Origin of the sequence: Micromonospora sp. NPDC002575 (assembly GCF_042889525.1) — a bacterium.
Lineage (GTDB): Bacteria > Actinomycetota > Actinomycetes > Mycobacteriales > Micromonosporaceae > Micromonospora > Micromonospora carbonacea.
In genome coordinates this window covers 116,427-131,211 of sequence record NZ_JBIARA010000010.1, presented here as the reverse complement: position 1 = coordinate 131,211, position 14,785 = coordinate 116,427, and the positions used below count along the sequence as shown (strand labels likewise).

Annotated in this window: 11 protein-coding genes; 5 read left to right on the top strand and 6 right to left on the bottom strand. The window is 75.0% G+C overall.

Annotation, left to right across the window (positions count from 1 at the left end; all coding sequences use genetic code 11):
* Positions 1-90: 90 nt before the first annotated feature.
* Complete coding sequence (pyk, locus tag ACFYWL_RS17265) at positions 91-1,539, top strand: pyruvate kinase (RefSeq protein WP_386973507.1); 1,449 nt, start codon at positions 91-93, stop codon at positions 1,537-1,539.
* The gene (locus tag ACFYWL_RS17260; protein WP_386973505.1) at positions 1,536-2,420 is read left to right on the top strand and encodes an acyl-CoA thioesterase; all 885 of its coding nucleotides are present in this window, start codon (positions 1,536-1,538) and stop codon (positions 2,418-2,420) included. Before pyk ends, ACFYWL_RS17260 begins: the two co-directional genes overlap by 4 nt.
* Before the next feature lie 38 nt (positions 2,421-2,458).
* Here ACFYWL_RS17260 and ACFYWL_RS17255 read toward each other — a convergent pair whose 3' ends face one another.
* Together ACFYWL_RS17255 and ACFYWL_RS17250 are read right to left on the bottom strand one after the other, a co-directional pair.
* Positions 2,459-4,243: an extracellular solute-binding protein gene (locus ACFYWL_RS17255; RefSeq protein WP_386973503.1), complete on the bottom strand. Its 1,785-nt coding sequence runs from the start codon at positions 4,241-4,243 to the stop codon at positions 2,459-2,461.
* The gene (locus tag ACFYWL_RS17250) at positions 4,240-5,583 is read right to left on the bottom strand and encodes a protein kinase (RefSeq protein ID WP_386973500.1); all 1,344 of its coding nucleotides are present in this window, start codon (positions 5,581-5,583) and stop codon (positions 4,240-4,242) included. The genes ACFYWL_RS17255 and ACFYWL_RS17250 overlap by 4 nt, the downstream gene beginning before the upstream one ends.
* 223 nt (positions 5,584-5,806) lie before the next feature.
* Between ACFYWL_RS17250 and ACFYWL_RS17245 the strand changes: the two genes are divergently transcribed.
* Complete coding sequence (locus tag ACFYWL_RS17245) at positions 5,807-6,277, top strand: RrF2 family transcriptional regulator (RefSeq protein WP_386973497.1); 471 nt, start codon at positions 5,807-5,809, stop codon at positions 6,275-6,277.
* Positions 6,278-6,398: 121 nt separating this feature from the next.
* The gene (locus ACFYWL_RS17240) at positions 6,399-7,379 is read left to right on the top strand and encodes a sulfite exporter TauE/SafE family protein (RefSeq protein WP_386973494.1); all 981 of its coding nucleotides are present in this window, start codon (positions 6,399-6,401) and stop codon (positions 7,377-7,379) included.
* 39 nt (positions 7,380-7,418) lie between these two features.
* Here ACFYWL_RS17240 and ACFYWL_RS17235 read toward each other — a convergent pair whose 3' ends face one another.
* Positions 7,419-8,837 carry a pyridoxal-dependent decarboxylase gene (locus ACFYWL_RS17235; RefSeq protein ID WP_386973491.1) on the bottom strand — a complete coding sequence of 473 codons (1,419 nt, stop codon included), beginning with the start codon at positions 8,835-8,837 and terminating at the stop codon, positions 7,419-7,421.
* Positions 8,838-9,061: 224 nt separating this feature from the next.
* Between ACFYWL_RS17235 and ACFYWL_RS17230 the strand changes: the two genes are divergently transcribed.
* Positions 9,062-11,344, top strand: a complete 2,283-nt coding sequence (locus tag ACFYWL_RS17230; protein ID WP_386973488.1) for a cellulose binding domain-containing protein — start codon at positions 9,062-9,064, stop codon at positions 11,342-11,344.
* 223 nt (positions 11,345-11,567) lie between these two features.
* Here the strand turns inward: ACFYWL_RS17230 and ACFYWL_RS17225 are convergent, their stop codons facing one another.
* From ACFYWL_RS17225 to ACFYWL_RS17215, 3 genes are all read right to left on the bottom strand, one after another.
* Positions 11,568-12,578: an LLM class flavin-dependent oxidoreductase gene (locus tag ACFYWL_RS17225; RefSeq protein ID WP_386973486.1), complete on the bottom strand. Its 1,011-nt coding sequence runs from the start codon at positions 12,576-12,578 to the stop codon at positions 11,568-11,570.
* On the bottom strand, positions 12,550-14,145 hold the full coding sequence (locus tag ACFYWL_RS17220) for an MFS transporter (RefSeq protein ID WP_386973484.1): 1,596 nt from the start codon (positions 14,143-14,145) through the stop codon (positions 12,550-12,552). Before ACFYWL_RS17220 ends, ACFYWL_RS17225 begins: the two co-directional genes overlap by 29 nt.
* A 137-nt stretch (positions 14,146-14,282) precedes the next feature.
* Positions 14,283-14,762, bottom strand: a complete 480-nt coding sequence (locus tag ACFYWL_RS17215) for an Lrp/AsnC family transcriptional regulator (RefSeq protein WP_386973482.1) — start codon at positions 14,760-14,762, stop codon at positions 14,283-14,285.
* Between the last annotated feature and the right edge of the window lie 23 nt (positions 14,763-14,785).

Below are 14,785 nucleotides of genomic sequence, written 5' to 3'. Positions count from 1 at the left end.
GGCTGCGCGGGTGCGGCGCGTCGTTGGACCACTGTTCCGCAGTCCGAAAGGGGTCGGCCCGCAGACCGACCCGGAGGAGAGACTAGCCTGATGGGCGTGACACGCCGCGCGAAGATCGTCTGCACCCTTGGTCCCGCCACCTCGTCCCCGGAGCGCATCCGGGGGCTCGTCGAAGCGGGCATGAACGTGGCGAGGCTCAACTTCAGCCACGGCAGCCACGCGGACCACGAGGCGGTCTACCGACTCGTCCGCGAGGCCGCCGACGCCGCTGCCCGGCCGGTGGCCGTGCTCGCCGACCTCCAGGGCCCCAAGATCCGGCTCGGCCGGTTCGCCGACGGCCCGCACGAGTGGCGCACCGGCGACTCGGTCGTGATCACCGGGGACGACATCCTCGGCACGAAGGACCGGGTCTCCTGCACCTACCGCAAGCTGCCGCAGGAGGTGAAGGCCGGCGACCGGCTGCTCATCGACGACGGCCGGGTGGCCGTCGAGGTCAGCGAGGTCGTCGGCAACGACATCCGCTGCCTGGTCACCGAGGGCGGCCCGGTCTCCAACAACAAGGGCGTCTCGCTGCCGAACGTGGCGGTCAGCGTCCCGGCCCTGTCGGAGAAGGACGCCGAGGACCTGCGCTTCGCCCTCGGCCTGGGCGTCGACATGATCGCGCTGTCCTTCGTCCGCTCGGCGGAGGACATCAAGCTCGTCCACAACATCATGGACGAGGAGGGCGTCCGCCGTCCGGTGCTGGCCAAGGTCGAGAAGCCGGAGGCGGTCGACCACCTGGAGGCGATCGTGCTGGCCTTCGACGGCGTCATGGTCGCCCGCGGCGACCTCGGCGTCGAGCTGCCGCTGGACCAGGTCCCCCTGGTGCAGAAGCGCGCCGTGCAGCTGTGTCGGGAGAACGCCAAGCCCGTCATCGTGGCCACCCAGATGCTCGACTCCATGATCGAGAATTCGCGGCCGACCCGCGCCGAGGCGTCGGACGTCGCCAACGCGGTGCTCGACGGCGCGGACGCGGTGATGCTCTCCGGCGAGACCAGCGTCGGAAAGTACCCGGTGCTGACGGTCAGCACCATGGCCAAGATCATCACGACGACCGAGGCCGGCTCGATCGGGGTGCCCCGGCTCCAGCACGACCCGCGCACCCACGGCGGGGCGCTCACCGTCGCCGCGTCCTCGATCGCCCGGGCCATCGGCGCGAAGGCCCTCGTCGCCTTCTCGCAGACCGGCGACACCGTCAAGCGGCTCAGCCGGCTGCACTGCGACCTGCCGCTGTGGGCGTTCACCCCGGTGCCCGAGGTGCGCAGTCAGCTCGCCCTCTGCTGGGGCGTCGAGACGTTCCTGATGCCGTTCGTCGAGCACACCGACGACATGTTCCGCCAGGTCGACCAGGCGCTGCTCGGCCTCGACCGGGCCAACCCCGGCGACTACGTCGTCATCGTCGCCGGCAGCCCGCCCGGCACCCCCGGCTCCACCAACACCCTGCGCGTGCACCAGCTCGGCTCGCTGGTCGACGCGGCGTCCGCGCGGGCGTTGCAGTGACCGACGGGGCGACCGTCGGCCAGGCGGCCGTCGACCAGCTGCTGGAGGTCCTCGACCTCGAACACACCGGCGCGATGGCCTTCCGGGGGATGAGCCCCCCGGTCGGCCCGCAACGGGTGTACGGCGGTCAGGTCGCCGGTCAGGCCCTGGTCGCCGCCGGCCGCACGGTCGCCCCCGAACGGTTCGTCCACTCCCTGCACGGCTACTTCGTGCGCCCCGGCGACCCGGCCGAGCCGATCGCATACCAGGTGGAGAACGTCCGCGACGGCCGGTCGTTCTCCGTGCGCCGGTCGGTGGCGCTCCAGCACGACAAGCCGATCTTCTTCATGTCGGCGTCGTTCCAGCGGCACGAGGAGGAGGGGCTCGACCACCACGCCCCCACCCCGCCCGACGTGCCAGCCCCCGACGACGTGCCCACCATGAGCGACCGCCTCGCCCGCTACCCCGAGCGGCGCGGCATCTGGGGGCAGATCCCCCGCCCGATCGACGTGCGCTACGTCGGCGAGCCCGGCTGGGTCCGCCCCGGCGACCGCCCCGCCGACCCCCACCAGCGGGTGTGGATGCGCATCGACGGCAAGCTCCCCGACGACCCGCTGCTGCACGCCTGCGCCCTGACGTACGCCTCCGACCTGACCCTGCTGGACTCGGTGCTGTCGGTGCACGGCGAGGTCTGGGGCCCCGGCGGCGTGGTCGGCGCGAGCCTCGACCACGCCCTGTGGTTCCACCGGCCGTTCCGGGCCGACGAGTGGTTCCTCTACGACTGCTGGAGCCCGTCGGCCTCCGGGGCCCGAGGGCTGGCCACCGGCCGGATGTTCACCACCGACGGCCGGCACATCGCCAGCGCCGTGCAGGAGGGCCTGCTGCGCCGCGTCGGCGGCTGAGCAGAGGCGGCGGCCGACCGGGGAGGCCCGGCCCGCCGTCAGAAGCTGCTGACCAGCTTCACGAACGCCTCGTCGATCGTCGCCGGGTCGGTGGCGTCGAACGCCTTGCCGGCGCTGGCCCCGGCGATCCGGTCCAGCGCGGCCAGGTCGGACTCCCGGTCGAACGCCACGCAGAAGACCTTCACCGGCCGGTCCGGGTCCAGCTCGATGTCGGCGAGCAGCCGGTCGAGGTCGTCGTCCTTCGGATACTCGTTCTTGCCGTCGGTGAGCACCACCACCGCGTTGATCCGGTCCGGGTCGTAGTCGGCGAGCATCCGGCGGTGCGCGGCGCGGACCGTCGCGTACAACGCGGTGTTGCCGCCCACCCGCAGCCCGGTGAGCCGGCGCGCGAACGCGGCCCGGTCGTACGGGCCCAGCCGGACCTCCTCGCTGTACGGCTTCTTCGGCCGCTGCGGGGTCTCCGACGAGAACGACCACAGCGCCACCCGGTCGGCGGAGTTGAGCAGGCCGACGCCCTGGTCGGCGGCGGCCGTGGCCACCTGGAACCGGGTGCGGCTGCCCACCTTGGCGTTCATCGACCCGGAGGTGTCCACGGCGAGCAGGATGTTCGCCTTCTTGCGCAGCGTGCCCCAGCCGCGCAGGATCGCGTCGACCACCTCGGGCGCCGGCGGGTCGAAGTAGGTCCCCTGCCCGTCCGAGCCGCCCCGGACGGCGGCGACCAGCGCGTCCGACGCCCGCCGCTCGTGGTCGCGGAAGCCGAGGTCGGCGAAGCTGCGCTGCTGCGGGCCGTCCTGGAGGAAAGCCAGGAAGTCCTGGGCCGCCGCCTGCTGCGCCGCGTCCGCCGAGGGCAGCACGACGTACGGGTGGTCGAGGTTGAACGTGCCCTCGCTGGGGTGCACCGCCACCAGCGGCACCCGCGGCTTCTGCCCCGTGGGGCTGAGCTGCCCCTCGTTGTACTGGTAGACCAACTCCTCCTGCACCACGACCGCGCTCATGTCCCGGGCCCGCGCGTCGCCGGCCCCACCCGCAGCCGCCCCGCTCAGGTCCGCCTCGGCGAGGTCGCGCAGCAGGTCCACCGAGTCGTCGCTGTAGTGCGACACGTTCGCCTCGATCCGGCGCACGAACTGCGTCACCGCGGGCTTGGCCAGGTCGGCCTTCGTCAGGTCGCTGGACCGCCGCACCGCCGCGTAGTAGGTGGCGATGGTGGCCGCCAGCCCCGACGTGGACAGGTTCGGGTTGTCCTTGCCGAAGGTGAACCGGCCCCACTCGGGCCGCCCGAACGCCGCCCAGCCGGCGTCGCCGGAGAGCCCGAGCACGTCCGCCCAGCCGAGCTTGCCGCGCTGGCGCACCAGCTCACCCTTCTCCAGGGGCATCGCGATCACCAGCGGGCTGTTGGCGATCGACGGGTACCGGTCGGGGGTCTGCGCCGCCCGGCCCGCCTGCTCGTCGAGCAGCCGCAGCCGGCCCGTCCACAGCGACGACGTCGGCAGCCACACCTGCGGGGCCGGGACGGTCGGCTGCCGGCCGGACCAGTTCCCCGCCGCCAGGGCCTCCATCGCCTTGCCCGAGTTGAGCCCGTGCACGGTCACCTCGGCGCAGCGTCCGCCGAAGCGCCGGTCGGCGGCGTTGTACCGGGCGGCGAGCTGACCGACCAGGTCGGCCTTCTCCGTCGAGGAGTTCACCTCCAGCGCCACGCAGCCCGAGCGGTCCGGGCCGGGCGTCGGCCGCACGATCACGTACGCCGCGGCGATGACCGCGAGGCCGGCGACGACGGCCACGGTGTACGGCAGCCACGGCCGGGCGGAACGCTGGCCGGCGGTCATCGGCTCCTCCAGGGATACGAGTCGGACGGGGACACCGGCGACGCGCCGGCGCCCTCCTGGTGCGGGGCGGCGGCCGGCGGCAGCGCCGTGGCGACCAGCAGGCGCACGCCGTAGACCACGACGAACGTCGCCGCCCCGACACCGGCTGCGGTGCCGACGGCGGTGGACGCGACGTATCCCACGGCGGCGCCGACCGCGCCGAGGAAGATCGCCGTCGAGACGCCCCACGCGTCGGTGGACTCCCGACGCAGCCGCCGCGGCCAGCGCTCGGGCCGCGCCCCGTGCGCCGCCGCCGGGTACGCCGTCGCCGGCCCACCCGGCGGCTGGACCGGCTGCCACGCCGTCGGGGGCGGAGGCTGGTGCGCCGTCGCCGGCCCGCCCGGCTGCTGGGGAGGCTCATACGCCGCCGCCGGCGGCGGCTGCCAGGCCGTCGGGGCGTGCGCCGCCGGCTGGTGGGGGACCAGCTGGGTGGCCGCCGCGTCGGTGCCCTGTTGCAGGGCCGTCCGGATCGGCACCGGCGCGCCGCCGTGCGGGCCGTACCCCAGCAGGCGCAGCAGGACCTGGTCGGCCGGCGGCCGGGCCCGGTGGTCCTTGTCCAGGCACCGTTCGACCAGCTCCGCCAGCGGGCCGGAGAGGCCGGCCAGGTCCGGCGGGTCGTGCAGCACCCGGTGCATCACCGCCGCGACCGCCCCGGTGCCGAACGGCGGGTGGCCCGTGGCGGCGTACGCGATGGTGGCGGCCCAGGCGAACACGTCGCTGGCGGGGCCCACCCCGTCGTCGCGGAACCGCTCCGGCGCCATGTACGCGGCGGTGCCCATGATCCCGCCGGTCACGGTGCCGGTGACGTCGAGCGCCCGGGCGATGCCGAAGTCGATCACCCGGGGGCCGTCCGCGCCGAGGACCACGTTGTCCGGCTTGAGGTCGCAGTGCACCACGCCGGCCTGGTGGATCGCGGCGAGCGCGGTGGCGGTGCCCACGGCCAGCCGGTGCAGCACGTTGTCGGCGACCGGGCCCCGCTCGTGGACGTACCGGTGCAGGGTCGGGCCCTCGATGTACTCGCTCACCACGTACGGCGGGTCGTCGTCGACGTCGGCGAAGAGGATCTGCGCGGTGCAGAACGGCGCGACCCGGCGGGCGGCGTCGATCTCCTTGGCGAACCGGGACCTGGCGCGCGGGTCGGGCGAGGCAAAGAGGTCGATCATCTTGACGGCGACCAGCCGGCCCTGCCGGTCGCGGCCCAGGTAGACCACGCCCTGGCCGCCCGAGCCGAGCCGGCCGAGCAGCTCGTAGGGGCCGGCCTGGTGCGGATCCCGTGGACCGAGCGGAGTCGTCTCCGGCATCGCTGTTGGCTGCCCCCATCGCCCCTGGCGGTTCCGACCGCGTGGCGCCTGGGCGGTCGGCGTCGATCCGTCGACACGGGTATGGTGCCACGCCCCCGCCACCGCCGGGGTCCACCGGTCGGCCGGCGGCCCGGCCCGTGGGACGCCCCCGGCGGCCGGGGTTCCCCCGTTCGGCTGAGGGGCGGCAGCCCGGCCGGCCGGGCGGGCGGCTAACCTGACCGGCATGCGTCTCTCCGCCCGGGTCGACTACGCCCTCCGCGCGGCTGCCGAGCTGGCGGCGGTCGCCGACGGTGCGGGCGCCGCGCGGGCCCGCCCGGTGACCGCCGAGCAGATCGCCAAGTCCCAGGAGATCCCGCCGAAGTTCCTGGAGAGCATCCTGCTGCAGCTGCGCCGGGGCGGCGTCGTGCACGCCCAGCGTGGCCCCGAGGGCGGCTACTGGCTGGCCCGGCCCGCCGCCGAGATCTCCCTGGCCGAGGTGATCCGGGTGATCGACGGGCCGCTGGCGCACGTGCGCGGGCAGCGCCCGGAGCAGCTCGGCTACCGGGGGGCCGCCCGCGCGCTCCAGGACGTGTGGATCGCCCTGCGGGCCAGCGAGCGGCAGATCCTCGAGCTGGTCACCGTCGCCGACGTGGCCAACGGCACCCTGCCCGAGCGGGTCAGCGAGCTGGCGGCCGACCCGGGCGCCTGGAGCTGACCCCGGCCTCACCCCGCCGCAAGCCTCCCGACATTTAACCGATAGGGACTTGACCCGAGGCGGTCTCGTGCCGCATTGTCGACCAAGTCGATAGGAGATGCCGAAAAGTCAGGGGGCGCTCGTGCGCAAGCTGTTGGTCCTCGCCCTGGTCGGGCTCGTCGCGCAGCTGGTCGACGGCTCGCTCGGCATGGCCTACGGGCTGACCTCGTCGACCCTGCTGCTGGTGGCGGGGGTCGCCCCGGCCGCCGCGTCGGCGTCGGTGCACCTGGCCGAGATCGGCACCACGCTCGCCGCCGGGGTGGCCCACTGGCGGTTCGGCAACGTCGACTGGCGGGTCGTGTCCCGCATCGCGCTGCCCGGCGCGCTGGGCGCGTTCGCCGGCGCCACCTTCCTCAGCTCGATCTCCACCGAGGCCGCGGCGCCCTGGATGGCGGCGATCCTGTTCACCCTCGGCGCGTACCTGCTGGTGCGCTTCTCCCGGCCGCTGCGCGCCGGCCGCGCCGCCGGGCCGCTGCGCGCCCGGTTCCTCGGCCCGCTCGGCCTGGTCGCCGGCTTCGTCGACGCGACCGGCGGCGGCGGGTGGGGCCCGGTGGCCACCCCGGCGCTGCTGGTCTCCGGCCGGATGGAGCCCCGCAAGGTCATCGGCTCGGTCGACACCTCCGAGTTCGTCGTCGCGGGCGCGGCCAGCGCCGGCTTCCTGATCGGTCTCGGCACCGAGGGCTTCCTGCTGCCGACCGTCGCCGCCCTGCTCATCGGCGGCCTGATCGCCGCGCCGATCGCCGCCTGGCTGGTCCGCATCGTCCCCGCCCAGCTCCTCGGCGCGGTCGTCGGCGGCGTCATCGTGCTGACCAACGCCCGTACCCTGGTGCGCGCCGGCGAGCTGCCCGGCGGCGCCCAGTGGACGGTCTACGGCCTGCTGGCCGCCGGCTGGGTGGCCGCCATCGTGCTGGCGGTCCGCGCGCTGCGCCGCACCCGCCGCGCCCGCGCCACGGTCGCGGCGGCCCTCGCCGACCAGCACACCCCGGACGAGCACACCCTGGACCAGCCCGCTCCCGGTCAGCCGACCCCCGACCAGCCCGCCGCCGCCCCGGTGGCCGGCTGACCGGCTGACCGGCTCACCCCGCCGCCACCCCGGTGCGGCTCACCCCGCCGCCGACGCGATCAGCTCCCAGGCGTCGTCCACGTGGGCCCGCGTGGTCAGCGGCGAGCCGATCGCCAGGCGCAGGGTGAACCGGCCGGCGACCCGGGTGTGGGTGAGGAACACCCGGCCCGTGGCGTTGACCCGCTCCAGCAGCCCGGCGCTCGCCTCGTCCCCGGCCGCGAGGCGGAAGCAGACCAGCGAGAACGGGTGCGGCGCGGCGAGCACGAACCGGTCGTCGGCGCGGACCCGGGCGGCGAACCGGTCGGCGAGCGCCACGTGCGAGCGTACGTGCGCCCGCAGCCCCTCCACCCCGTACCAGCGCAGCACGAACCACAGCTTCAGGGCGCGGAACCGGCGGCCCAGCGGCACCTGCCAGTCCCGGTAGTCGACGACCGCCCCGGAGTCGCTCGCCGCGTTGCGCAGGAACTCCGGCAGCACCGTCAGCGCCTCCACCAGCTCCGCCGAGTCGGCCACCCAGAACGCGTCGCAGTCGAAGCCGGTGAGCAGCCACTTGTGCGGGTCGAAGCAGTACGAGTCGGCGTGCTCCAGGCCGGCGTGTGACCAGCGCAGCTCCGGGCAGACCGCCGCCGCTCCCGCGTACGCGGCGTCGACGTGCAGCCAGACGCCGTACTCCGCGCAGATCGCGCCGATCCGCGGCACCGGGTCGACGGCGGTGGTGGAGGTGGTGCCGATCGTGGCCACCACGATCGCGGGCACGTCGCCGGCCGCGAGGTCGGCTTGGATCGCCGCCCGCAGCGCGTCGGGGTCCATGGCGAGGGTCTGCGGGTCGGCGGCGACCACCCGTACCCCGTCGCGGCCCAGCCCCGCGATGCGGGCCGCCTTCTCGATCGACGAGTGGCCCTCGGTCGAGGTGTACGCCCGGTAGCGGCGGTCAACGCCCACCTGTCGCCAGCGGCCCCCGCTGGCCCGGTGCAGCGCGGCGAGGGTGGCCACCAGCGTCGCCGAGGACGCCGAGTCCTGGATCACCCCGCCGCCGGGGCCGGTCGAGCGGAACCGCTCGGGCAGGCCGAGCAGCCCCGCCAGCCAGTCCAGCATCACCGTCTCCAGCTCGGTGCAGGCCGGCGCGGAGGCCCAGAGCATGCCCTGAACCCCGAGCCCCGAGCTGACCAGGTCGCCCAGGACGCTGGGGCCGGAGGTGTTGGCGGGGAAGTAGCCGAAGAAGCCGGGATGCTGCCAGTGGGTCAGCCGGGGCGCGACCAGCGCGTCCAGGTCGGCCAGCAGCGCCGAGACCGGCTCGCCGTGCGCGGTCGGGCCGGCCGGCAGCGCGGCGGCCACCGCGCCGGGCGGGTCCTGCGAGGTCACCGGGCGCTGCCCGACGGTGGCCCAGTAGTCCGCGATCCAGTCGACGACGGCGTGCCCGGCGCGGCGGAACTCCTCGGGGTCCATGTGCTCAGCCATCCGACGAGTCGACCAACTCAGCCGGATGGACGCAAGGGACCGGGACGTTGTTGCGGTGGGGAAAGCGGTGTCCTAGCATCCCAGGGGCGCGAAGCCGAACTATGGACGTCGATGTGATGTCCGCTCACCGCCGCCAGCGCGGCGGACGCCTCCCGCCGGTCAAGGGCAGGCCGCCGGGGCCGACGCGTCGCCGCGCCCGCCCGACCTCCCCCGGAGGCATCCCCGTGCACCTGACCGCATCCCGCCGTACCCTCCTGGCCGCCGCCGTCGCGGCCACCACCCTCGCCGCCGGCGCCCTCGGCACGGTGGCCGCCTCGGCCGCCGCCGTCGGCTGCCGCGTCGACTACAAGGTCACCAACCAGTGGGGCGGCGGCTTCGGCGCCGACGTCACCGTCACCAACCTCGGCGACCCGATCAACGGCTGGGCCCTCACCTGGTCCTACACCGCCGGCCAGCAGGTCACCCAGGCGTGGAACGCCACCGTCACCCAGTCCGGCGCCCAGGTCACCGCCCGCGACGCCGGCTACAACGCCGCGCTCGGCACCAACGGCGCCGCGAACTTCGGCTTCAACGCCTCCTGGAACGACAGCAGCAACCCCGTGCCGGCGAGCTTCGCCCTCAACGGCACGACCTGCACGGGCGGCACCGCACCCACCACCGCGCCGCCGACGAGCGCCCCGCCGACGAGCGCGCCACCGACCACGCCGCCGCCCACCACCCCGCCGCCGACGACCCCGCCGCCCACGACCCCGCCCGCCGGGGCCAAGCAGCTGGAGAACCTCGACCGGGGCCTGATCAGCGTCCGCTCCGGCAACGGCAACCTCGTCTCCTGGCGGCTGCTGGGCACCGAGACCTCAGGGGTGTCGTTCAACCTCTACCGCGGCTCCACCAAGGTCAACGCCAGCCCGATCACCGGCGCCACCAACTACCTCGACGCCGGTGCGGCGGCCGGCTCCGCGTACACCGTGCGGGCCGTCGTCGGCGGCGTCGAGCAGGCGGCGTCCGCGCCGGCGCTCCAGTTCGCCAACGGCTACCTCGACGTGCCGTTGCAGGTCCCGCCGGGCGGCACCACCCCCGCCGGGGAGGCGTACACCTACTCCGCCAACGACGCCAGCGTCGGCGACCTCGACGGCGACGGCGACTACGAGATCGTCCTCAAGTGGGACCCGTCCAACAGCAAGGACAACTCGCAGTCCGGCTACACCGGCAACGTCTACGTCGACGCGTACACCCTCACCGGCGCGCGGCTGTGGCGCATCGACCTCGGCCGCAACATCCGCGCCGGCGCCCACTACACCCAGTTCCAGGTGTACGACTACGACGGCGACGGCGACGCCGAGGTGGCCATGAAGACCGCCGACGGCACCCGCTCCGGCACCGGCCAGGTCATCGGCTCGTCGTCGGCCGACTACCGCAACTCCAGCGGCTACGTGCTCTCCGGCCCCGAGTTCCTCACCATGTTCGACGGCCGCACCGGCGCGGCGGTGTCCACCGTCGACTACGACCCGCCGCGCGGCACCGTCTCCTCCTGGGGCGACAGCTACGGCAACCGCGTCGACCGGTTCCTCGCCGCCACCGCCTACCTCGACGGCCAGCGCCCCTCGCTGATCATGGCCCGGGGCTACTACACCCGCGCCGTCGTCGCCGCCTGGGACTTCCGCAACGGCTCGCTGACCAAGCGGTGGACGTTCGACTCCAACGCCTCCGGCAACTCCGCCGCCGCCGGCCAGGGCAACCACAACCTGTCCGTCGCCGACGTCGACGCCGACGGCCGGCAGGAGATCGTCTACGGGGCCGCCACCATCGACGACAACGGCCGCCTGCTGCACTCCACCGGCAACGGCCACGGCGACGCCCTGCACGTCGGCGACCTCGACCCGGGCCGCTCCGGCCTGGAGGTCTTCAAGGTCGACGAGGACGGCAGCAAACCCAGCTCGTACTTCGCCGACGCCCGCACCGGCCAGGTCATCTGGTCCACCCCCGCCTCCGGCGACAACGGCCGCGGCGTCTCCGGCGACATCTGGGCCGGCAGCCCCGGCGCCGAGTCCTGGTCGTCGGCGGTGAGCTACCTGGCCAACACCCGGGGGCAGAACGTCGGCCGCAAGCCGTCGTCGGCGAACTTCCTCGCCTGGTGGGACGCCGACCCGGTCCGCGAGCTCCTCGACGCCACGAAGATCGACAAGTACGGCACCTCCGGCGAGACCCGCCTGCTCACCGGCAGCGACGTCGCCGCCAACAACGGCACCAAGGCCACCCCGGCGCTCTCCGGCGACATCCTCGGCGACTGGCGGGAAGAGGTGATCTGGCGCACCGCCGACAGCCGCGCCCTGCGCATCTACAGCACCCCGACCCAGACCGGCACCCGGATCTACACCCTCATGCACGACCCGCAGTACCGCGCCGCCATCGCCTGGCAGAACACGGCCTACAACCAGCCGCCGCACCCGGGCTTCTTCATCGGAGACGGCATGGGAACCCCGCCCACGCCCAACATCTATCTGCGCTGACCGCGCTCCGGTAAGGTGGCAGGCACCGGGCCGCAGCCGCGGAATCCGCACAGCTCCGGCCCGGTGCACCACACCGCAGCACCCCCGACCCGTCCCGACCGGGGAGTGCCGTACCACCACCGGAACCAAAGTTACGCGGCGACCGCAACGCACCGGTGACGCCGGTATGAAGATCGTGTTTCGGGCGTTTCCAACCCGGTCCACCCCCACCGGTCCACCGGGCTCACCCCCGCCGGCGCAACCCGCCCGCCACCTTCTCGGCGACCAGCTCGAACGAGCGCACCCGGTCCGCCCCGTCGTACACCATCGACGTCAGCATCAACTCGTCCGCGCCGGTCCGCGCCAGCAACTCCGTCAACTGCCGGCCCACCGTCTCCGGCGAGCCCATCGCCTGCCCCTCGCGCCGCTGCGCCACGAACTCCCGCTCCGCCGCCGTGTACGGGTACGCCGCCGCCTCCTCCGGCGACGCCAACGGCTGCGGCCGCCCCGAACGCAGCTTCAGGAACGCCAACGCCGACGGCCCCGCCAGCCACTGCGCCCGCTCGTCGGTCTCCGCGCAGATCGCGTTCACCGCCACCATCGCGTACGGCTCCGACAGCCACCGCGACGGCCGGAAGTGCTGCCGGTACAGCGCCAACGCCGGCAGCGTGTGCTGCGCGCTGAAGTGGTGCGCGAACGAGAACGGCAACCCCAGCAGCCCCGCGAGCTGCGCGCTGAACCCGCTGGAACCCAGCAGCCACACCTGCGGCTGCTCGCCCCGCCCCGGCGTCGCCACGATCGGCCCCGCATGCTCGCCGGTGAAGTAGCCCATCAGGTCCGCCAGCTCCCGGGGGAACCCCTCGGCCGACAGCCCCTCCATCGTCCGGCGCAACGCCAGCGCCGTCACCTGGTCCGTCCCCGGCGCCCGGCCGATGCCCAGGTCGATCCGCCCCGGGTGCAGCGCCTCCAGCGTGCCGAACTGCTCGGCCACCACCAGCGGCGCGTGGTTGGGCAGCATCACCCCGCCCGAGCCCAGCCGGATCGTGCTCGTGTGCGCGGCCAGGTGCGCGATCAGCACCGCCGGAGCGGAACTCGCGATCGCCGGCATGTTGTGGTGCTCGGCCACCCAGAACCGCCGGTAGCCCAGCTCCTCGGCCCGCCGGGCCAGCTCGGTGGTGTGCCGCAGGGCCGCGCCGGCCGTGGAGCCGGCCGCGACCGGGGCGACGTCAAGGACTGACAGAGGTACGTCGATCACGGCTGGAACCAACCCCGGCGGCACCCGGTTTGTTCCCGCCCGCCGCGTCACCCGGCCCGTCGCCGCCCGCCCCGGCACCCGGAAGCCGCCCGCCCGCCCCGGCCCGCAGCAGCCCGATCACCAGCAGGCCCGCCCCGACGCCCACCCCGGCCGCCACCGCGAAACTCGCCCGCACCCCGCCCACCGCCGCCGCCCGCGTCGCCCCCGCCAGCAGCTCCCGCCCCTCCGGCGGCACCGCCCCCAGCAGGCCCGGCGCCTGCCCGCCGGCGACGGCGTGGGCGACCCCCGCCGCGTCGGCGACCCCCCGCGCGTGCAGGACACCCCGCGCCCCCGCCGCGAACACGCTGCCCAGCGCCGCGATGCCGAAGGCGAACCCGAGCTGCCGGCAGGTGTTCACCGCCCCCGCCGCCATCCCGCCCCGGGCCGCCGGCACCAGCGACATCGCCACCGCGCCCAGCGCCGGCGTCGCCAGCCCCACCCCCACGCCGATCACCGCCCCGCCCGGCACCAGCGCCGGCCAGCCCGCCGCCCCGCGCACCAGCACCGCCGTCACCGCGCTGCCCACCCCCACGCACAGCAGCCCCCCGCCGATCACCAGGCCCGGCCGCCGGCCGTGCAGCGCCCGCCCCGACACCGCCGACACCACGAACGCCACCACCGACGTCGGCAGCCCGGTCAGCCCCGCGCCGACCGGCCCCAACCCCAGCACCGACTGCAACCAGATCATCGAGTACGCCAGCGGCGCGAACGCCGCGAACGTCAACACCAGCCCCGCGAGCAGCACCGCCACGAACGCCCGGTCCCGCAGCAGCGCCAGGTCGAACAGGGGCTGCCGGACCCGCCGCTCCACCACGACGAACCCCGCCAGCAGCACCGCCGCCGCGCCCGCCGACGCCCACACCACGGCGTCCGACCAGCCCGCCCCGGCCGCGCGGATCAGCGCGTACGTCGCGCAGCCCGCCGCCACCGCGAACACCACCACCCCGCCGACGTCCACCCGCCCGCCCGCCGCCGGGCGGCCCGCCGGGAGCGTCCGCACGCCCAGCCCGAGCGCCACCGCGCTGACCGGCAGGTTCACGAAGAAGATCCAGTGCCACGACACGCCCTCGGTGAGCAGCCCACCCAGCACCGGCCCCACCGCCGCCGACGCCCCCGACACCGCCCCCCACACCCCGTACGCGACGCCCCGGTCCCGGCCCGCGTACGCCCCGTCGAGCAGCGCGAACGTCGTCGCGAACATCGCCGCCGCGCCGAGGCCCTGCGCCGCCCGCGCCCCGACCAGCGCCGCCGCGCCGGGCGCGAGCCCGCACGCCAGCGACGACAGCGCGAACACCACCACCCCGACCAGGTACGTCACCCGGTGCCCCACCCGATCGGCCACCGCGCCCGCCCCCAGCACCAGCGCCGCCAGGGCCAGCGCGTACGCGTCGACGACCCACTGCACCGCGCCGAACGACGCGTCCAGGTCCCGCACCAGGTCCGGCAGCGCGACCGTCACCACCGTCACGTCGACCAGCAGCATGAACGTGCCCAGGCAGACCGCCGTCAGAGGAAACCATCTGCGCATGCCGACACCCGCGTCTCTCCCGGCCCCGCGCGACCCGCCGGTGGGCCGGTGCGCCTCACCCCGTACAACGCGGCTGGCCCCGGTCGCGTCACCGGCCCGCCCCCCCGGGCCCGCCGGACCCTCCTGCCGGCCCGCCCTCAGCCCACGCCGCGCACCTGCTCGAAGATCAGGCTCGTCTGGGTGTGCTGCACCGCCGGGTCCACCGCCAGATGATCGAGCACGAAGTCCCGCAACGCGTCCGCGGACGCGGCCCGCACGTGCAGCACGTAGTCCTCCGCACCCGCCACGTGGAACACCGACACCACCCCCGGCAGCCGCACCGACCGGGCCCGGAACGCGTCCACCGCCGCCCGCCCGTGCGCCGTCAGCCGCACCGACACCAACGCCTGCAACGGCAGGCCCACCGCCGCCGGGTCCACCTCCGCGTGGAACCCCCGGATCGCCCCGCACTCCCGCAACGCCCTGGTCCGGGTCAGGCACGTCGACGCCGCCACCCCCACCCGCTCGGCGAGGGCGTTGTTCGGCAACCGGCCGTCCGCCGCCAGCTCGGTCAGGATCGCGCGGTCGACGTCGTCCAGGGCCGCGAAGGGCCGCACATCGTTCGGTGCAAGGGGCATCCGCCCATCCTGCTCCGAATCAC

Coding starts and splice junctions, on each gene's coding strand:
- ACFYWL_RS17250 (WP_386973500.1), bottom strand. CDS start 5,583: ATGCCGGAGACGACTCCGCTCGGTCCACGGGATCCGCACCAGGCCGGC.
- ACFYWL_RS17220 (WP_386973484.1), bottom strand. CDS start 14,145: ATGCGCAGATGGTTTCCTCTGACGGCGGTCTGCCTGGGCACGTTCATG.
- ACFYWL_RS17235 (WP_386973491.1), bottom strand. CDS start 8,837: ATGGCTGAGCACATGGACCCCGAGGAGTTCCGCCGCGCCGGGCACGCC.
- ACFYWL_RS17215 (WP_386973482.1), bottom strand. CDS start 14,762: ATGCCCCTTGCACCGAACGATGTGCGGCCCTTCGCGGCCCTGGACGAC.
- ACFYWL_RS17245 (WP_386973497.1), top strand. CDS start 5,807: ATGCGTCTCTCCGCCCGGGTCGACTACGCCCTCCGCGCGGCTGCCGAG.
- pyk (WP_386973507.1), top strand. CDS start 91: ATGGGCGTGACACGCCGCGCGAAGATCGTCTGCACCCTTGGTCCCGCC.
- ACFYWL_RS17255 (WP_386973503.1), bottom strand. CDS start 4,243: ATGACCGCCGGCCAGCGTTCCGCCCGGCCGTGGCTGCCGTACACCGTG.